The sequence below is a fragment of the Janthinobacterium sp. SUN176 genome, from assembly GCF_030587335.1.
GTDB classification, from domain to species: domain Bacteria; phylum Pseudomonadota; class Gammaproteobacteria; order Burkholderiales; family Burkholderiaceae_D; genus Janthinobacterium; species Janthinobacterium kumbetense.
Window position 1 is genome coordinate 35,078 of sequence record NZ_JAPWIA010000003.1, and the last position, 17,758, is coordinate 52,835.

General features: G+C 63.0%; 16 protein-coding genes. 7 read left to right on the plus strand and 9 right to left on the minus strand.

Annotated elements, in window-relative coordinates:
- Positions 1-260: 260 nt before the first annotated feature.
- Positions 261-695, plus strand: a complete 435-nt coding sequence (locus tag O3299_RS21530) for an NINE protein (protein ID WP_099665212.1) — start codon at positions 261-263, stop codon at positions 693-695.
- A gap of 136 nt (positions 696-831) precedes the next feature.
- Complete coding sequence (locus O3299_RS21535; protein WP_305054386.1) at positions 832-1,458, plus strand: glycine zipper 2TM domain-containing protein; 627 nt, start codon at positions 832-834, stop codon at positions 1,456-1,458.
- 86 nt (positions 1,459-1,544) lie between these two features.
- Here the strand turns inward: O3299_RS21535 and O3299_RS21540 are convergent, their stop codons facing one another.
- From O3299_RS21540 to O3299_RS21565, 6 genes are all read right to left on the minus strand, one after another.
- Positions 1,545-3,335 (minus strand): acyl-CoA dehydrogenase, encoded by a 1,791-nt coding sequence (locus tag O3299_RS21540; protein WP_289899933.1) that lies wholly within the window; start codon positions 3,333-3,335, stop codon positions 1,545-1,547.
- A 92-nt stretch (positions 3,336-3,427) separates the two neighbouring features.
- Positions 3,428-4,360, minus strand: coding sequence for an electron transfer flavoprotein subunit alpha/FixB family protein (locus O3299_RS21545; protein WP_077400542.1), 933 nt, complete (start codon positions 4,358-4,360; stop codon positions 3,428-3,430).
- A 40-nt stretch (positions 4,361-4,400) separates the two neighbouring features.
- Positions 4,401-5,150, minus strand: a complete 750-nt coding sequence (locus tag O3299_RS21550) for an electron transfer flavoprotein subunit beta/FixA family protein (RefSeq protein WP_070221859.1) — start codon at positions 5,148-5,150, stop codon at positions 4,401-4,403.
- A gap of 256 nt (positions 5,151-5,406) precedes the next feature.
- Entirely contained in the window at positions 5,407-5,634 is a 228-nt protein-coding gene (locus O3299_RS21555; protein ID WP_010395510.1) for a sulfurtransferase TusA family protein, read from the minus strand.
- Positions 5,635-5,869: 235 nt separating this feature from the next.
- Positions 5,870-8,482, minus strand: a complete 2,613-nt coding sequence (gene alaS, locus O3299_RS21560; RefSeq protein ID WP_099665215.1) for an alanine--tRNA ligase — start codon at positions 8,480-8,482, stop codon at positions 5,870-5,872.
- Between the two features lie 119 nt (positions 8,483-8,601).
- Positions 8,602-9,054 (minus strand): Fur family transcriptional regulator, encoded by a 453-nt coding sequence (locus O3299_RS21565; protein WP_305063165.1) that lies wholly within the window; start codon positions 9,052-9,054, stop codon positions 8,602-8,604.
- A gap of 158 nt (positions 9,055-9,212) precedes the next feature.
- Here O3299_RS21565 and O3299_RS21570 point away from each other — a divergent pair, with 158 nt between their 5' ends.
- The gene (locus O3299_RS21570) at positions 9,213-11,282 is read left to right on the plus strand and encodes a TonB-dependent receptor domain-containing protein (protein ID WP_305063166.1); all 2,070 of its coding nucleotides are present in this window, start codon (positions 9,213-9,215) and stop codon (positions 11,280-11,282) included.
- A 115-nt stretch (positions 11,283-11,397) separates the two neighbouring features.
- On the opposite strand, the gene ugpQ is transcribed toward O3299_RS21570, so the two are convergent.
- Complete coding sequence (ugpQ, locus tag O3299_RS21575) at positions 11,398-12,141, minus strand: glycerophosphodiester phosphodiesterase (protein ID WP_305063167.1); 744 nt, start codon at positions 12,139-12,141, stop codon at positions 11,398-11,400.
- 197 nt (positions 12,142-12,338) lie between these two features.
- Here ugpQ and O3299_RS21580 point away from each other — a divergent pair, with 197 nt between their 5' ends.
- Entirely contained in the window at positions 12,339-13,457 is a 1,119-nt protein-coding gene (locus O3299_RS21580; RefSeq protein WP_305063168.1) for a sensor histidine kinase, read from the plus strand.
- Positions 13,454-14,311, plus strand: coding sequence for a LytTR family DNA-binding domain-containing protein (locus O3299_RS21585; RefSeq protein WP_305054380.1), 858 nt, complete (start codon positions 13,454-13,456; stop codon positions 14,309-14,311). The genes O3299_RS21580 and O3299_RS21585 overlap by 4 nt, the downstream gene beginning before the upstream one ends.
- A 5-nt stretch (positions 14,312-14,316) precedes the next feature.
- Here the strand turns inward: O3299_RS21585 and O3299_RS21590 are convergent, their stop codons facing one another.
- Complete coding sequence (locus tag O3299_RS21590) at positions 14,317-14,643, minus strand: hypothetical protein (RefSeq protein WP_070257487.1); 327 nt, start codon at positions 14,641-14,643, stop codon at positions 14,317-14,319.
- 167 nt (positions 14,644-14,810) lie between these two features.
- Here O3299_RS21590 and O3299_RS21595 point away from each other — a divergent pair, with 167 nt between their 5' ends.
- Positions 14,811-15,464 (plus strand): hypothetical protein, encoded by a 654-nt coding sequence (locus O3299_RS21595; protein ID WP_305063169.1) that lies wholly within the window; start codon positions 14,811-14,813, stop codon positions 15,462-15,464.
- 4 nt (positions 15,465-15,468) lie between these two features.
- Here the strand turns inward: O3299_RS21595 and O3299_RS21600 are convergent, their stop codons facing one another.
- On the minus strand, positions 15,469-16,743 hold the full coding sequence (locus tag O3299_RS21600; RefSeq protein ID WP_305063170.1) for an MFS transporter: 1,275 nt from the start codon (positions 16,741-16,743) through the stop codon (positions 15,469-15,471).
- Positions 16,744-16,850: 107 nt separating this feature from the next.
- Here O3299_RS21600 and O3299_RS21605 point away from each other — a divergent pair, with 107 nt between their 5' ends.
- The gene (locus O3299_RS21605; RefSeq protein ID WP_077400521.1) at positions 16,851-17,753 is read left to right on the plus strand and encodes a LysR family transcriptional regulator; all 903 of its coding nucleotides are present in this window, start codon (positions 16,851-16,853) and stop codon (positions 17,751-17,753) included.
- The last annotated feature ends 5 nt before the right edge of the window (positions 17,754-17,758 follow it).

The window sequence follows — 17,758 nt, forward strand, 5'->3', positions numbered from 1 at the left end:
AAAAAGCCGCAAATTATAGCGCGCTTTACCGCCAGGCAGCAAGCGTTATGATGACGGGCGTGTAATTTGGGCTAATCAAACATTATGACCAGTCATGGCCGAAGACGCAATAGGCGCGTGCGTCTATCGTGCCTGCCATGTCACGTCCAGGCGTTGATATTGCACGACAGCATCGCCTGAACGCTGCCTGAAAGTGCTATCGTTGCAGCAAGCAATGACCGATACTGGCAATCTTTACCGATGAGCAACTCTGGAGTCCCATGACCACCGCTACCATTTTGCAACAGTCGCACAAGAACAAGGCCTTCACGACACTGCTGGCCTTCCTGCTGGGCATGCTGGGCGCCCACCGCTTCTACCTGCACGGCGCCAAGGACCGCTGGGGCTGGCTACACCTGGCCGCCCTGCCCGCCTCGCTGCTGCTGCGCCAGCTGTTTCCCGAAGCGGACTGGTTTTACCAGATATTGCCGCTGACCCTGTCCGCCCTGGGCGGCTTCCTGGAAGCGCTGGTGCTGGGCCTGATGCCGGACGACAAGTGGGATGCGCGCTACAACGCCTCCTCCAGCCGCCAGTCGGACACGGGCTGGCCCCTGGCCGTGGTGCTGGTCGCTACCTTGATGCTAGGCGCAGGCGTGCTGATCGCCACCATGGCGCGCCTGTTCGACTTGCTGTATACAGGCGGCGCCTACGGTTAATTTCCACCCGGAAATAGCATCGGATCACGCCTGCCGCACGCACATGTAAGTGTTGGTAAGCAATCATGATTTTCCTCTATACTGCATTCACAATGCCGACATTACTGGCACATTCAACACCCCCTAGGAGAAGATCATGATTCGTCGCCCACTCGTCCTCGCAGTCGCCGTCACGGCCCTGCTCAGCACCTCCGCCTTCGCGCAAAACCTGTCGCCGAAAGCGCAATACGCGTACGACACCAAGCAAGCCAACACGCGCTATGCGGACGACAAGAAACTGTGCGCAGAAGAAACCAGCTCGAAAGCCCGCATGCAATGCCTGCGCGACGCCAAGGGCGAATACGACCAGGCCATCATCAACGCCAAGGCCGCGCAAAAGGCGGGCAACTCGTATGCGGGCCAGAACAGCAAACCAGCCCAGCAACAGATCTGCGCCGAGTGCGGCAAGGTGCTGGCAGTCAACGTCGCTGAAAAAGCGGGCGAAGGCGGCGCGCTGGGCATGATCGGCGGCGGCGTGGCCGGCGCCCTGCTGGGCCGCCAGGTTGGCGGCGGACGCGGCAAGGACCTGGCCACCCTGGCCGGCGCCGCCGGCGGCGCTTTCGCGGGCAAGCAAGTCGAAGGCCACATGAAAAACAGCAAGGTGTGGACCGTTACCGTGCAGTACGAAACGGGCGCCAAGGCTGACTTCGCATTCGACCAGGACCCGGGCCTGGCCGCTGGCGACTTGGTGCGCAATTCCGGCAACGGCATCGCCAGAAGATAAGCTTTTGAAAGAGTAAAAAAAAGCGCTGGAGAGTGATCTCCAGCGCTTTTTTGCATTAGGCCAGCTTGCGCCGGCCAAGTTTCAACTTAAAACTGCTCTTCCGACAAGGCCATCACGCCGGCGCTGCCGTCGATGATGGTGGCGCGCAAGCCTGGCGCCTGTGACAGGATGTGGTCGGCAAAGAAGCGCGCCGTGGCGATTTTTGCCTTGTAGAACGAAGCGTCGCCGCTGCCTTCACCGAGCTTTTGCTGCGCCACCACGGCCGCACGGGCCATTTGCCAGCCGCCCAGCACGATGCCGGCCAGTTTCAAATACGGCACGCTGCCCGCGAACACGGCCTTGATGTCCGTCTTCATGTTCGCCACCACATACTCGACTACCGCTTCGAGGGCCGCGCTGCCTTCGGCCAGGTGGCGCTGCATGGCCTGGAAGTCGGCGCCGGACAGTTCGCCCAGCTGGGCTTCCGTGGCGCGCACCTGGGCGATGATGGCTTTCGCCACGGCGCCGCCGTCGCGCACCGTCTTGCGGCCCACGAGGTCGTTCGCCTGGATGGCCGTCGTGCCTTCGTAAATGGTGAGAATCTTGGCGTCGCGGTAATGCTGGGCGGCGCCTGTTTCTTCAATGAAACCCATGCCGCCATGCACTTGCACGCCGTCGCGCGTGACGTCTTGCGACATTTCCGTGGCCCAACCCTTGATCACGGGCACCAGGTATTCATACGTCGCCAGGCTTTCCGCGCGCACTTCCGCGTCCGGATGGTGGTGCGCCACGTCGCTGATGGCCGCGCCCACGTAGGCCAGCGCGCGCGCCGCCTCCGTTTGCGAGCGCATCGACATCAGCATGCGGCGCACGTCCGGGTGGTGGATGATGGAGACGGGACCAGGCGAACCGGCCAGGTCGCGCGACTGCACGCGGTCCTTGGCGAACGCCACGGCTTGCTGGTAGGCGCGCTCGGCCAGGCCGATGCCTTGCAAGCCCACGCCGAAGCGGGCCGCGTTCATCATGATGAACATGTATTCGAGGCCGCGGTTTTCCTCGCCCACCAGGGTGCCGATGGCGCCGCCGTGGTCGCCGAACTGCAATACGGCCGTCGGGCTGGCCTTGATGCCCAGCTTGTGCTCGATGGAAACGCAATGGGCGTCGTTGCGCGCGCCCAGGCTGCCATCGGCGTTGACGAGGAATTTCGGCACGATGAACAGGGAAATGCCTTTCACGCCGGCGGGCGCGTCCGGCGTGCGGGCCAGCACCAGGTGGACGATGTTTTCCGCCATGTCGTGTTCGCCGTACGTGATGAAAATCTTCGTGCCGAAGACTTTATACGTGCCATCGTCTTGCGGCACGGCGCGCGTGCGCACGGCGGCCAGGTCGGACCCCGCTTGCGGCTCCGTCAGGTTCATGGTGCCCGTCCACTTGCCCGACACCAGGTTTTCCAGATACACCGCCTTTTGCTCGTCGCTGCCGGCCGTCAGCAGCGCTTCGATGGCGCCGTCCGACAGCAGGGCCACCAGGGCGAACGAGATGCTGGCCGAGTTGAGCATTTCGATGCACGGCGTGGCCAGCAGCTTGGGCAAGCCCTGGCCGCCGAATTCCGTCGGATGCTGCACGCCCTGCCAGCCCGCTTCGCCGTAGGCCTTGAACGCTTCCTTGAAGCCTTTCGACGTCGTGACCTGCCCGTCGTGCCAGAAGCTCGGTTCCTTGTCGCTGGGGCCGTTCAAGGGGGCCACCACGCCGCCGCAGAACTTGGCGTTCTCTTCCAGCACGGCTTCGGCCGTGTCGGGCGTGGCGTCTTCGCAGCCGGGTAAAGTGTGGATTTCGGCCAGGCCGGCCAGTTCGTTCATCACGAACAACATGTCTTTCAGCGGGGCTTGATAGCTCATCTTCTTTTCTCCAAGAAAAAAGCCACGCGCGGCTCGCCGTGTGGGGCGGGCCGGCGTGGCTTTGTCAGTAACAAAACCGGAAGGGGTGTGACTTAACCCAGTTCTTTGACCAGTTGCGGCACGATCTCGAACAGATCGCCCACGATGCCGTAGTCGGCCACGGCAAAGATCGGCGCTTCCGGATCCTTGTTGATGGCGACGATGGTCTTCGAATCTTTCATGCCGGCCAGATGCTGGATCGCGCCCGAGATACCGACGGCGATGTACAGCGATGGCGCGACGATCTTGCCCGTCTGGCCCACTTGCCAGTCGTTCGGCACGAAGCCGGCGTCGACGGCGGCGCGCGAAGCACCCATGGCGGCGCCCAGCTTGTCGGCCAGCGGTTCCAGGATGTGGAAGTTTTCCGCCGAACCCATGCCACGGCCGCCCGACACGATGATTTTCGCGGCGGTCAGTTCAGGACGGTCGGACTTGGCCAGTTCGCGGCCCACGAAAGCGGACTTGCCCGCGTCGGCGACGGCGGCAACGGTTTCCGTGGCAGCCGAACCGCCGGTGGCGGCAGCGGCGTCGAAACCGGTGGTGCGCACGGTGATGACCTTGACCTTGTCGCCAGATTGCACGGTAGCAATGGCGTTACCGGCGTAGATCGGGCGCTCGAACGTGTCCGGCGAATCGACCTTGGTGATTTCCGAGATTTGCGCCACGTCCAGCTTGGCGGCCACGCGCGGCAGGATGTTCTTGCCGTAGGCGGTGGCTGGCGCCAGGATGTGGCTGTAGTTGCCGGCGATGGCCAGCACTTGCTCGGCCACGTTTTCGGCCAGGCCGTCGGCAAAGTATGGCGCGTCGGCGACGATGACTTTCGTCACGCCGGCGATTTGCGCGGCGGCAGCGGCAGCAGCCGATGCATTCGAGCCTGCGACGAGCACGTGCACGTCGCCGCCGCACTGGGCAGCCGCGGTCACGGTGTGGTGGGTGCTGCCCTTTAAGGTAGCGTTGTCGTGTTCAGCAATAACTAATGCGACCATGATATGTCCTGTAATTGTTCTGGGTAGACGGCAAAGCCGCTTAGATGACTTTGGCTTCGGTACGCAGCTTGGCGACCAGGGTAGCGACGTCCGGGACCTTGATGCCGGCCGAGCGCTTGGCTGGCTCGACGACTTTCAGGGTCTTCAGGCGTGGCGCAACATCGACGCCCAGGTCTTCCGGCTTGACGGTCTCGAGCGGCTTTTTCTTGGCCTTCATGATGTTCGGCAAGGTCACATAGCGTGGCTCGTTCAGGCGCAGGTCGGTGGTGATGATCGCTGGCAAGGTCAATGCCAGGGTTTCCAGGCCGCCATCGACTTCGCGCGTGACGGTGACTTTACCGTCTTCCAGCACGACTTTGGAGGCGAACGTGGCTTGCGGCCAACCCAGCAGGGCTGCCAGCATCTGGCCGGTCTGGTTGCTGTCGTCGTCGATGGCTTGCTTGCCCAGGATGATCAGTTGCGGCTGCTCTTTCTCGGCCAGGGACTTGACCAGCTTGGCCACGGCCAGCGGTTCCAGGTCAGTCGTCGTTTCCACCAGGATGCCGCGGTCGGCGCCGATGGCCATGGCCGTGCGCAGGGTTTCCTGGCACTGCGTCACGCCGCAGGAGATGGCGACCACTTCAGTGACCTTGCCGGCTTCTTTCAGGCGCATCGCTTCTTCCAGCGCGATCTCATCGAAAGGGTTCATCGACATTTTGACGTTGGCGGTATCGACGCCAGTGCCGTCACTCTTGACGCGGACTTTGACGTTATAGTCGACCACGCGTTTGACGGGTACCAAGACTTTCATAGCTATGCCTTTGGGAAATTATAAAAATGACGGATCAAGTGCTGATTGTGCGTTCGATTATAAGAGAAATTTGAATCTTGAACCGAATTTAAGCACGATCGTGCGATTTTTTGTTAGAGCAATCCATCTAAACTGTCCAGCTTTGACGATTTCAGGGGAGTCCGCCGCTACGCTGCAAGGCAGCAAAAGGGCATGAAAGTGACGCACACGGCAGGGTATTCACCAGGCCGCGCCACGGCGGCCCCGGCTGGCAGAATTATTTGCGTTGCATCAGGAAGACGAATTCGGTACCCGTCTGCACATGCGACAGCAGGGCATTGCCCGTTTGCTTGGCAAAAGCCTGGAAGTCGCGCACGGAACCGGGATCGGTTGCCATGATGCGCAGCACTTCGCCGCTCTGCAGCTCTGACAAAGCCTTTTTCGCCTTCAGAATCGGCAAGGGGCAATTCAAGCCCCGCGCGTCGAGTTCTTTATGAAATTCCATAATCTCGGTATCAAGTAGTGTGTCGCTCATCATCAATATCCCGCCATTTTTGTTGTACTGATTTTCGACATACTACTCTAAATCAGGGGCATTGACGCGCTGCACCAAAATAGTTCATCGGCTGTTGTGGTGTCACAACGAGATTCCACACGGCAAAACGGCCCGCAAACACCGTCTGCGGGCCGTTTTCAAGGGGCTGTGGGGCGAAAACCCCGCATGGAGCCTAGCTTACGCCTTATTTCGCGCGTTCGCCGACCCAGGCCGGCACGCCGGCCAGGGCGTTCGCCAGGCCGCTCGGATCGGTGCCGCCCGCTTGCGCCATATCGGGGCGTCCGCCGCCTTTTCCGCCCACTTGCTGTGCAACGAAGTTCACCAGCTCGCCCGCTTTGACCTTGCCAGTCGCGTCGGCCGTGACGCCGGCGATCAGGCTGACCTTGCCGTCGGCCACGCTGGCCAGCACGATGGCGGCCGTTTTCAGCTTGTCCTTCAGCTTGTCCATGGTTTCGCGCAAGCGGGCCACGTCGGCGCCGTCCAGCACGGCTGCGAGCACCTTGATGCCGTTGACATCGACGGCTTGCGTGACCAGTTCATCGCCCTGGCCCGACGCCAGTTTCGATTTCAGCGCGGCCAGTTCCTTCTCCAGCGCCTTCACGTGGTCCTGCACCTGGCCGATACGGGCAGTGAGCTCTTCCGGCTGCGCCTTCAGGGCATTGGCCGCCTCGACCAGGCGGCGGTTGATGGTTTGCACCAGCGCCAGCGCGCCCTCGCCCGTCACGGCTTCCACGCGGCGGATGCCGGCGGCCACGCCGCTTTCGGCGATGATCTTGAACAAGCCGATATCACCCGTGCGCTGCACGTGGACGCCGCCGCACAGCTCTTTCGAGCTGCCGATGTCGAGCACGCGCACTTCGTCGCCGTATTTCTCGCCGAACAGGGCCATCGCGCCATGCTTGACGGCATCGTCAAACGACATCAGGTGCGCTTGCGTGGCGCGGTTTTCCAGGATCTCTTTATTGACAATGGTTTCCACGGCGGCGATTTGCTCTGCCGTCATCGGCGCATTGTGGCTGAAGTCGAAACGGGTTTTATCGGGGTCGACCAGCGAACCCTTTTGCGCCACGTGGCTGCCCAGCACTTCGCGCAAGGCCTTGTGCATCAAGTGCGTGGCCGAGTGGTTGCGGATGGTGCGCGCGCGCTTGGCCGTGTCGACTTGTGCCGAGACGGCGTCGCCCACCTTCAGCGCGCCCGATTCCAGCACGCCGTGGTGGCCAAACACGTCGGCCTGGATTTTCAGGGTGTCGCTGACGGCAAAGCTGCCGGCGCCCGAGGAAATCACGCCCTGGTCGCCCACCTGGCCGCCCGATTCCGCGTAGAACGGCGTCGTGTCGAGCACGACGATGCCCGCTTCACCGGCTTTCAGTTCCTGCACGGGCGTGCCGGCCGCGTACAGCGCGACGACCTTGCTGCTGAACGTCAATTGATCGTAGCCGACGAAGGTGTTTTTCTCGCCCGTGTACTCGACCTTGCTGTCCTTGTGCGTCTTGCCGCCCTTGCGCGACAATTCCTGGCTTTCCTTCAGGGCCGCGTCGTAGCCGGCCTGGTCGAACGTGATGTCGCGTTCACGGCAAATGTCGGCCGTCAGGTCCGGCGGGAAGCCGTAGGTTTCGTACAGGGTGAAGGCGGTGGCGCCGTCGATGCCCGTGGCATCCTTGGCCAGCTGCGCTTCCAGCACTTTCATGCCCGTTTCCAGGGTTTCGCCGAAACGCTCTTCCTCGGCCTTCAGCATGTTGGCGACGTTGTCTTTCGCTTCTTCCAGCTCGGGATAGGCGCCGCCCATCTCGATGGCCAGGTCGGCCACCAGCTTGTAGAAGAACGGTTTCGTCTGGCCCAGCTTGTGGCCATGGCGCAAGGCGCGGCGGATGATGCGGCGCAACACATACGCGCGGCCTTCGCTGCCCGGGATGATGCCGTCGACGATCATGAAAGCGGCGGCGCGGATGTGGTCGGCGATCACGCGCAGCGACTTGTTTTCCAGGTCGGTGGCGCCCGTTTCGCGCGCGGCAGCCTTGATCAGGTGCTGGAACAGGTCGATTTCATAGTTCGAATGCACGTGCTGCAGCACGGCAGCCAGGCGCTCCATGCCCATGCCCGTGTCCACGCATGGCTTCGGCAACTTGTGCATGACGCCCGCTTCGTCGCGGTTGAACTGCATGAACACCAGGTTCCAGATTTCAATGAAGCGGTCGCCGTCTTCGTCAGGCGAGCCCGGCGGGCCGCCAGGAATGTCGGCGCCGTGGTCATAGAAGATTTCCGTGCATGGACCGCATGGGCCCGTGTCCGCCATCTGCCAGAAATTGTCGGACGCGTAGCGCGAACCCTTGTTGTCGCCGATGCGGATGATGCGCTCGGTTGGCACGCCAATTTCTTTCGCCCAGATATCGTACGCTTCGTCATCTTCGATGTACACGGTGACGGTCAGCTTATCGGCCGGCAAGCCATATACCTTGGTCAGCAGTTCCCACGCGTATTGAATCGCGTCGCGCTTGAAATAGTCGCCGAAGCTGAAGTTGCCCAGCATTTCAAAGAAGGTATGGTGGCGCGCCGTGTAGCCGACGTTTTCCAGGTCGTTGTGCTTGCCGCCGGCGCGCACGCAGCGCTGCACGGAAGTGGCACGCGTGTACGGACGGCTGTCCGTGCCCGTAAACACATCCTTGAATTGCACCATGCCGCTGTTCGTCAACAGCAAGGTCGGATCGTTGCCTGGCACCAGGGAGCTGGAACGGACGATGGAATGGCCCTTGGACTCGAAAAATTTGAGGAACTTGTCGCGGATTTCAGTTGATTTCATGTTTTTTTGGCAAAGAGTGGCGGCAGCTTTAAAGGGAAGATTATACGTGATATGGGGTGCGGCAATGACGGCGGGCCAGGGCATTGTTGCGCCCGTGCCAACATCGACAACCTGCCCGCTCAGGCCGGGTCGTGGTGGCTGGCGCAGGCGTGCGGTGCAGGTGCGGCCTTGGCCGCGGAGCCTGTGGTGCCGGCGGCCGCATTGCAGTCGGCGCAGCGGCCGTACAGGGTCAATTCATGGCGCTCGACGACAAAGCCTTGCGGCGCCATGCGCTTCAAGTCGCCCGGGCAATCATGCACGTCGAACACGCGCTGGCACGTGGTGCACTGGAAATGGTGGTGGTGGTGATTGGCGGCCGTGTTCGACTCATAGCGCGGGTTTTCACCCGGCAAGGTCACCACGTGCACCTTTTCTTCCAGCACCAGCGATTTCAAGTTGCGGTAAACGGTGGCGATGCCCAGCTGCGTCACCTGCAAGCTGGCCTGTTCGAGGATTTCCTGCGCCGACAAGGGGCGCTGGGCCGACTCGATGGCGGCTTGAATAGCGGTTTTTTGACGTGTTGTGCGTTCCATAGCCGACAGAATACACCATCCGCCTGACACCCCTGCCCGGAAAAACTGTCACACAGTAATGATAATGGGTTATCATTATCATCTTCTGGCAGCCCCCCCATCCGGCAATGGCCTGCCCCGACCCGTCAAACCGATCGCCGATAAAGGAATTCTTGCCCATGTCCGTCCGTCCTCACCAACCCACTCCCCTCGCGCTGGCCATCATGCTGGCCTTTGCCGCCCCTGCCAGCGCCCTGGCGCAGCAAGCGACAACCTTGCCCGCCGTGACCGTCTCGGCCAGCGCCCTGGCCCTGGGCAGCGACGACATGAGCACGCCCGTCACCGTGCTCGAAGGCGAGGAACTGGTGCGCGCCCGCGAAGCGACCCTGGGTGAAACCCTGGCCGGCCAGCCGGGCATCACCTCCAGCCATTTCGGCGCCGGCGCCAGCCGTCCCATCATCCGCGGCATGGATGGCCCGCGCGTGAAAGTGCTGTCCGATGGCGCGGAAGTGCAGGACGCGTCGACCATCAGCCCCGATCATGCCGTCGCGGCCGAACCGATGCTGTCGGAACAGATCGAAGTCTTGCGCGGCCCGTCCGCGCTGGCCTACGGCGGCGGCGCCGTCGGCGGCGTGGTCAACGTGATCGACAAGAAAATCCCCACGCGCGTGCCGGCGAAAGGCTTTGAAGGCAGCGCGGAAGTGCGCGCCAACTCTGCCGCGCGCGAAAAGGCGGGCGCCTTTGAAGTCACTGGCGGCTCCGGCAACATCGCCTTCCACGCGGAAGGCGTCAAGCGCGATGCGAAGGAATACAAGGTCGGCAGCGGCTGGGAAGGCGGTTCCAAGGTGGCCGGCAGCTACAACAAGACGGACACGGGCAGCGTGGGCGTGTCGTGGGTGGGACAGCGCGGCTTCCTGGGCCTGGCCTTCACGAGCCAGCATGCGGAATACGGCTTGCCTGGCCACAACCACGAATTCGAAAGCTGCCACCCGCACGGCACGCATCTGCATTGCGGCGGCCACGAAGGCCACGGCCATGGCGATGAAGAGGAACACGACCACGATCACGAGCATGAGCATGAGCATGAAAGCGTGCCGTACGTGAAGCTGAAGAGCGAGCGCTGGGACGTGCGCGGCGAATTGCGCGACCCCGTGCCCGGCTTCGCCAAGCTGCGCCTGCGCGCCGCATTCACCGATTACAAGCACGATGAAATCGAAGGCACGGAAATCGCCACCACCTTCAAGAACAAGGGCCACGATGCACGCCTGGAAATGGAACACCATCCCGTCTTCGGCTGGCGCGGCGTGGTGGGCCTGCAAACGTCGAAGCGCGATTTCTCCGCCCTGGGCGAAGAAGCGTACGTGGCGCCGACGGTAACGAAGAAACACGCGGCCTTCCTGGTCGAGGAATACAAGCTGGACCAATGGCGCTTCGAAGCGGGCTTGCGCCACGAATGGCAAGACATCACGGTCGACAGCGCCACCCTGCAAGACCGCAGCGCCAAGGGCACGTCGATCTCGCTGGGCGCCGTGTGGAAATTCGCGCCGCAGTATTCGCTCGGTTCGACCATTTCCCGCACGCACCGTCTGCCCAGCGCCGAGGAACTGTATGCGCACGGCGTGCACATGGCGACGGCCACGTATGAGCTGGGCAATCAAAACCTGGGCAAGGAAACGTCGAACAATATCGACTTGACCTTGCGCAAATATGCGGGCGCCACGACCTTCTCGGCCAGCGCTTACCGCAACAAGGTGGATAATTACATCTTCGGCTCCACCCTGGACAGCCACGAAGGCTTCCAGCTGATCCAGTACGCCCAGCGCGACGCCACGTTTACTGGCGTGGAAGGCCAGATCCGCCAGCAATTGAACCCCATGTTCGGCGCCAGCGTGTTCGGCGACTACGTGCGGGCCAAGCTGGCCGACGGCGGAGGCAACCTGCCGCGCATCCCGGCCCAGCGCGTCGGCGTGAAGGTCGACGCCAACTGGCAGGCGTGGAGCGGTGTGGCCGAGTTCTACCGCGTGGGCAAGCAGGATAAAGTGGCAGCGTTCGAAACGGCCACGCCGGGCTACAACATGCTGAACCTGTCCGCCAACTACGACACGCGCATCGGCACGACGCCAGCCCAGTTCTACATCAAGGCGAACAACCTGACGAATGAACTGGTGTACAGCCACACCTCGTTCATCAAGAATGCGGCGCCGTTGACGGGGCGCAACTTGACGGTCGGCATGCGTATCACCTTTTAATGTTTGACTAGACGGCAACTGCTGGGGTCAGCCCCGTCCGGGGGAATTTTTTCCAATGGGGAAAATTCCACTCCCGAAGGGACTGACCCCGGATTTCCGCTGAGTATGCATCGCATTATTCCGTCGCTCCGATCAGATCGATCCTGTCCGTACAAAACCCGTCCACACCCCAGGCCAGCAGCTCGCTGGCCCGTTCCGGGGTGTTGACGGTGTAGCAAAACAATCCCAATCCCTCTTCCTTGACTGCCAGCGCCTGCGCGCGCGTCAGCTGCTGGTGGTCGCAATGGAACGCCACCACGCCCAGTTCGCGGGCCGTCCGCGCCCAGCCATCCGGTATCTGTTCGACCAGCCAGCCGCGCGCCAGTTCCGGCGCCGCCTGGCGCGCCGCCTCCAGCGCCGCAATGCTGAACGACGACAGCAGCGGCAATAATTCCCCTGCAGCAATTTCCTTCGAAAAATGATCGCGCGTGGCCAGCGCCACGGTCTTGCCCGTCGGCACGTCGAAGCCGGGCGCCGGCTTGATTTCGATATTCATCCAGATGCGCTGCGCCTTGCAGTAATCCACCACGGCGGCGAAGGTGGGCACGCCTTCACCCGCGAAAGCGGGGCCGAACCAGGCGCCCGCCTCCATCGCGCCCAGTTGCGCGGCCGTGTAATCGTTGACAAGGCCGCTGCCGGCCACGGTACGGCCCAGTTCGGGGTCGTGCACGACGACGGGCACGCCGTCGGATGCCAGCATGACGTCGAATTCCACGGCGCGGTAGCCGTAAGCCAGGCCGCAGCGCAGGGCGGCCAGGGTGTTTTCAGGCGCCAGGGTGCCGCCGCCGCGGTGCGCCAGGGTGCGTGGATAAGGCCACATGATGCTTCCTTTATAGCAATTCCATGGATACAGACTGTCTTGCCATACTATTGCGTGCCTGCCCTGAAAAGTAAAGCGGCCCCGTTTGGCGATCCTCCGCGGCGAATGGCGGCGCGCCAGCCCCGTTTCGTCGCAGCCCGGTTGCGCCCAGGCTTGCGCTGGCACACAATGCCCCATCGCTACCAGCAGACACCACCATGAAAACCGATGCAACATCCGCCGCAGCGCCAGCAGCCAAGGCCAGGTCTCCGTACTACCGCATGCTGCCCGACGCGCGCTATGCGCTGGCGCTGAACGTGATTTGCGCGCTGGTCATTACCTTCATCCTCAATCCGGGCAGCCATTTCGGGCAAAACCTGATCGCCTCGATGTGCATCGGCACGATCGCCTTCTTGCTGATCGACGGCATGCGCCTGACCCTGTGGGGCGAAGGCCAGCGGCCGAAATTCCTGCCCTTCATGCTCATCATCCTCATTTCCGTGCCCGTGGCGCAAATGCTGGGCCTGACCCTGTTCAGCTGGCTGACGGGCGTGGACGTGGGCGGCTTCGAAAGCCTGCTGCCTACCCAGATGATCAGCACGCTCGTATTCACCCTGCTGGCCACGGGCGGCGCCGTGCTGTTTTTCTCCAGCCGCGAAAAAATTGCCCGCCTGCAAATGGAAGCCGCCCAGGAAAAGGCCCGCGCCGAATCCGTGGCGCGCCAGGCGATGCAAGCCCAGCTGCAGCTGCTGCAGGCGCAGATCGAGCCGCACATGCTGTTCAACACCCTGGCCAACCTGCAAGGCCTGATCAGCTTTGACCCGGAGCGCGCCCAGTTGCTGCTCGACCAGCTGATCCAGTATCTGCGCGCCACCCTCTCTTCCTCGCGCGCCGGGTCCACCACCCTGGAGCAGGAATTTTCCCTGATGCAAGCCTACCTGGGCCTGATGTCGATACGCATGGGTGCGCGCCTGCGCTTTACGCTGGACTTGCCCTACACTTTGCGCCAGATCAAGGTGCCCCCCATGCTGCTGCAACCGCTGGTGGAAAACGCCATCCAGCACGGCCTGGAACCGAAGATCGAAGGCGGACACATCCACGTGCAGGCATCCACGGACGCTGGCGTGCTGCTGCTCACCGTCAGCGACGATGGCCTGGGCCTCGACCATCCGGGCCAGACCAAGGGCACCCACCTGGGCGTGGCGAATATCCGCGAACGCCTGCGCGGCATGCACGGCGACGCCGCCAGCCTGTCGCTGACCGCCAACCATCCGGCAGGCGCGACCGCCCGCCTGACACTTCCCCTTCCACCCACCATCACGAGCCACCTCGCATGAGTCCACATACTCCACGCGCGCCGCGCGCCCTGATCGCCGAAGACGAACCCATCCTCGCCGCCGCCCTCGCACACGCCTTGCAACGGCTGTGGCCGGAGCTCGACATCGTTGCCACTTGCCCCAACGGCGTGGAAGCCTTGCGGCAAGGCCTGGCGCTGCAACCCGACATATTATTTCTCGACATCAAGATGCCGGGCAAGACGGGCCTGGAAGCGGCCGAGGAACTGGCGGAACAGTGGCCGGACGGCGTGCCTTTCCCCCACATCGTGTTTGTCACCGCCTACGATGAATACGCGCTGGCCGCCTTCGAACACGCGGCCGCCGATTACGTCTTAAAACCCGTCAACGATGCGCGCCTGGGCAAGACGGTGGAACGCCTGCAGCAACGCTTGCGCGACAGCGCTGGCGGCAACGGCAACGCTACAGCTACGGCAAGCCCAACGCCAGCGACGTCGGCAGCCGAATCCGCCAGCGACGGCAACATGGCCCGCCTGCTGAGCCAGTTGCAAGCCATGCTGCCGCCAGCGCCGCGCCTGCAAATGATACGGGCCGCCGTCGGCAACAGCGTGCGCATGATCGCCCTGGCCGATGTCGTGTATTTCGAAGCGCTGGACAAATACATCAACGTCGTGTGCCAGGACAGCGAAGCGCTGATACGCACGAGCCTGAAGGAGTTGCTGCCCCAGCTGGACCCGCAACAATTCTGGCAAATCCACCGGGGCACCATCGTCAACGCCAGCGCCATCGCCACGGCCGTGCGCGACGATGCCGGCAAGCTGTCGCTGACCCTGCGCCAGCATCCGGCGCAGCTGCGCGTCAGCCCTTTATATGCCCATTTGTTCCGCCAGATGTAAAACCGTTAATGCAGCTGGTGCTTCAGGTCCGATAATTCATCGTGCACCTTGAGCACGGCGCTCTTCATTTCCGGCGTCACGCTGGCCGCCGTGCCGCACGCCCGCTTGGCGCGGTCGCCCAGCGATTCCATCTGGTCGACGGCTTGCCGGATGCGCGCATCGTCTTGCGTGTCGATGGCTTGCCGCACGGCGTTCTTTTGCTGGTCCAGCTGGTTGATGCAATCCTTCAAGTCCATCGGCATGCCCTGCTGCTTGCCGCACAGCTGGGCCGCCTGGCCGATCGCATGTTCAATGGCGCCAAAGCGCCGTGCCACTTCCTTTACTTGCATCATGATGATCTCCTGTTCGCGTGGTGTCCGGGTTGGATCACCAGACTGGCGCAGGGTTCCCCGCCAGCCGCCATGGCATCGAAATTTCCACCTGGCACTTTTTTGTAAGCACTGGTGACATTTTAGATAATTATCAAATCCTTCAGATACATTGGCGTACCTGAACCACCATGCCCTCCATGACCTCGCCAACTACCCTGCGCCGCCGCGCTCCCAGCCTGCTGCTGATCGTCCTGTTGCACCTTGGCTTTGCGTATATCGTCTTGCAGTCGCGGCCCCGCGCCGTCATGGACGAACACTTGCCGCAGGGTCCGGCCATCGCCTGGCTGCGCCACACGCTCCCGGCGCCGCCCAAGCCGGTTCCCGTACCGTTGCCCGACGCAAAACCGGCCGCCGCACGCCCGCCGCGCCTGCCCGTGCCGGCGCCCGTCAGCCGCCCCTTGCCCGTTCCTGCCGCCGAACAGGCGCCGGCGCCGGCAATGCCGGAAGCGATCACGCTCGTCGCGCCGCCCAGCGCGGCCGACATCCTGGCGCAAGCCAAGCGCGACGTGGGCAAGATCGACAAGGAGCTGCGCAAGGCATTCCCGCAACGGGGTGGGGAGAAATTCGACGACACGGGCTTCAAGCGCATGCAACAGGGATTTGCCGAGGCCTACGCGGCCGTGCCGCCGAAATGGTACGAGGCCTCAAAAATCGAGGAAGTGGGCGCGAACGAGGCCAAGGGCAGCCGCACCTATAAAATCACCAGCGCGCTGGGCACCTTGTGCGTGACCACGCGCGCGGGCAAGCAGGGGGAAACGATGATCGGCAACTGCCCCAAATAACCGTTCAGCCGACGGCTTCGCGCGCGCCCAGCGGCTGCAAATGGCGCAGGCGCAAGGCGATCAGCACGCCGCCGCCCAGGCACAGGCCCAGCATGACGACCACGCCCGTCCAGCCGTCGAAGCCCCACATCATGCCCGAGGCGGACCCGATCAGGCTGGAACCCAGGTAATAGAACAGCAAATAAAAGGCCGAGGCCAGCGCCTGCGGCGCGCGGGCGCGGCGGCTGACCCAGCTGCTGGCGATCGAGTGCGAGGCAAAGAAGCCGAAGGTGGCCAGCGCCATGCCGATGACGATCAGCGGCAGCGAGTCGAACAGGGTCAATACAATGCCGGACAGCATCACCGACAGCATGATCCACAGCACGCCCCGGCGCCCCAGGCGGTCCACCAGGCGACCGGCCCAGACGGAACTGAAGATGCCGATCAGATACAAGAAGGCCAGCAAGCCGACCGTGCTCTGGCGCAAGCCGAAGGGCGCGGCCAGCAGACGGTAGCCGATGTAGTTATACAGGCTGACGAAACAGCCCATCAGCACGAAGGCCAGGCAGAACAGCCACGGCAAGCCCTTATCCGAAAAATGCTGCTTGATGGCATGCGGCAAGGCATTCCAGCCCTTGGTGCTGGGCACGAAGTTCTTCGACGCGGGCAGGCTGCGCCAGAATTCCGCCGCCGCCAGCACGCCGGCCACGCCCAGCACGCCCAGGGCCCAGCGCCACGACAGGAAATCGCTGAGCATGGACGCCACCAGCCGTCCCGACATGCCGCCAAACGCGCTGCCGGCGATATACAGCCCCATCGACAAGCCCAGCGACGGCCCTTCGATTTCCTCGCCCAGGTAAGCCATGGCCACGGCCGGCATGCCGCCCAGGGCCACGCCCAGCGCGGCGCGGATGGCCAGCAACTGCGCATAATCCTGCGCGAACGCAGACAAAATGGTCAATATTGCGGCGGAAAACATCGACGCCACCATCAGTGGCTTGCGCCCGACCCGGTCCGACACTGCGCTCAGCAGCACCAGCGAGATGGCCAGCAAGCCGCTCGACACGGACAGGGACCAGCTGCTTTGCGCCGGCGTCAGATGGAACTGGTGCGACAGCAGCGGGAACAGGGGCTGGATGCAGTACAGCAAGCTGAAAGTGGAAAAGCCGCCAAAGAACAGCGCGCGGTTGCTGCGCTTGAATTCGATGGAACCCTTGGCGATGGCCGTGCGGGAAGCGGGAGCGGCAGGCGAAAGCGCCGGCGTGGCGGCGGAGGCATAAGCGAGCGATGAATCAGACATGGCCGTGTTCGTGAAAGAAGCAAGTCTTCATCTTAGGATTGCCAACTCATATCGTCCAATATATATTTAAGGCCCAACTCATACTTTAAAACGATTACTGGACGAATATGGAACTGCGCCACCTGCGTTATTTTGTCGCCGTCGCCGAGGAGTTGCACTTCACGCGCGCGGCCGAGCGCCTGCATATCGGCCAGCCGCCGCTGAGCCAGCAAATCCAGGCGCTGGAAGCGGAATTGGGCGCGCAGTTGTTCGAACGCAACAAGCGCTCCGTGCGGCTGACGCAGGCGGGCACGCTGTTCCTCGACGATGCGCGGCGCATCCTGGCCCTGTCGGAACAGGCGGCCGTGACGGCGCGCCGGGCCCAGCGGGGCGAGGCGGGCGAATTGCGCATCGGTTTTACCTTTTCCACGCCGTTCACGCCGTATTTCGCCACCGTCATCAACCGCTACCGCCAGCTCTTTCCGCACGTCACATTGACCCTGCACGAGATGGCGACATTGCATCAACTGGAAGCGATCAGTGGCAGGACCATGGACCTGGGCTTCGTGCGCCCGCCGGAAACGACGTATCCCTCCGATATCAAGCTGACGCAACTGCGCCAGGACCCGCTGTTCCTCGTGCTGCCCGTCGCCCACGCGCTGGCGGCCAAGGAGGCCATCGCGATTGCCGACATGGCGGGCGAAGGTTTTGTCATGTATCCCAAGGATGCGGGCACGGGGATTTATCCGCAGATCTTTCGCCTGTGCAAGGCGGCCGGCTTCGTGCCCCAGGTGGCGCAGGAAGCGGGCGAGGCGTCGACCATCATCGGCCTGGTGGCGGCCGGCTGCGGCATTTCCGTGCTGCCCGCCTCGTTCGACCGCATCCGCATGGATGGCGTGTGCTACCGCCCGATCGACGACCCGCAGGCGACGACCAGTCTGTTACTGGCGCAAAGGGAAGAAGAAACGTCGCCGCTGGTGGCGGCATTCGTGAAACTGGCCGAGGAAGCGGCGCTGGAAGGGGGAGCGTAGGCCGG

What these genes read in the sequence shown, in the direction of transcription:
- O3299_RS21530 (WP_099665212.1), top strand. Translation starts at nt 261, where the DNA reads ATGACCACCGCTACCATTTTGCAACAGTCGCACAAGAACAAGGCCTTC.
- O3299_RS21535 (WP_305054386.1), top strand. Translation starts at nt 832, where the DNA reads ATGATTCGTCGCCCACTCGTCCTCGCAGTCGCCGTCACGGCCCTGCTC.
- O3299_RS21540 (WP_289899933.1), bottom strand. Translation starts at nt 3,335, where the DNA reads ATGAGCTATCAAGCCCCGCTGAAAGACATGTTGTTCGTGATGAACGAA.
- O3299_RS21545 (WP_077400542.1), bottom strand. Translation starts at nt 4,360, where the DNA reads ATGGTCGCATTAGTTATTGCTGAACACGACAACGCTACCTTAAAGGGC.
- O3299_RS21550 (WP_070221859.1), bottom strand. Translation starts at nt 5,150, where the DNA reads ATGAAAGTCTTGGTACCCGTCAAACGCGTGGTCGACTATAACGTCAAA.
- O3299_RS21555 (WP_010395510.1), bottom strand. Translation starts at nt 5,634, where the DNA reads ATGGAATTTCATAAAGAACTCGACGCGCGGGGCTTGAATTGCCCCTTG.
- alaS (WP_099665215.1), bottom strand. Translation starts at nt 8,482, where the DNA reads ATGAAATCAACTGAAATCCGCGACAAGTTCCTCAAATTTTTCGAGTCC.
- O3299_RS21565 (WP_305063165.1), bottom strand. Translation starts at nt 9,054, where the DNA reads ATGGAACGCACAACACGTCAAAAAACCGCTATTCAAGCCGCCATCGAG.
- O3299_RS21570 (WP_305063166.1), top strand. Translation starts at nt 9,213, where the DNA reads ATGTCCGTCCGTCCTCACCAACCCACTCCCCTCGCGCTGGCCATCATG.
- ugpQ (WP_305063167.1), bottom strand. Translation starts at nt 12,141, where the DNA reads ATGTGGCCTTATCCACGCACCCTGGCGCACCGCGGCGGCGGCACCCTG.
- O3299_RS21580 (WP_305063168.1), top strand. Translation starts at nt 12,339, where the DNA reads ATGAAAACCGATGCAACATCCGCCGCAGCGCCAGCAGCCAAGGCCAGG.
- O3299_RS21585 (WP_305054380.1), top strand. Translation starts at nt 13,454, where the DNA reads ATGAGTCCACATACTCCACGCGCGCCGCGCGCCCTGATCGCCGAAGAC.
- O3299_RS21590 (WP_070257487.1), bottom strand. Translation starts at nt 14,643, where the DNA reads ATGATGCAAGTAAAGGAAGTGGCACGGCGCTTTGGCGCCATTGAACAT.
- O3299_RS21595 (WP_305063169.1), top strand. Translation starts at nt 14,811, where the DNA reads ATGCCCTCCATGACCTCGCCAACTACCCTGCGCCGCCGCGCTCCCAGC.
- O3299_RS21600 (WP_305063170.1), bottom strand. Translation starts at nt 16,743, where the DNA reads ATGTCTGATTCATCGCTCGCTTATGCCTCCGCCGCCACGCCGGCGCTT.
- O3299_RS21605 (WP_077400521.1), top strand. Translation starts at nt 16,851, where the DNA reads ATGGAACTGCGCCACCTGCGTTATTTTGTCGCCGTCGCCGAGGAGTTG.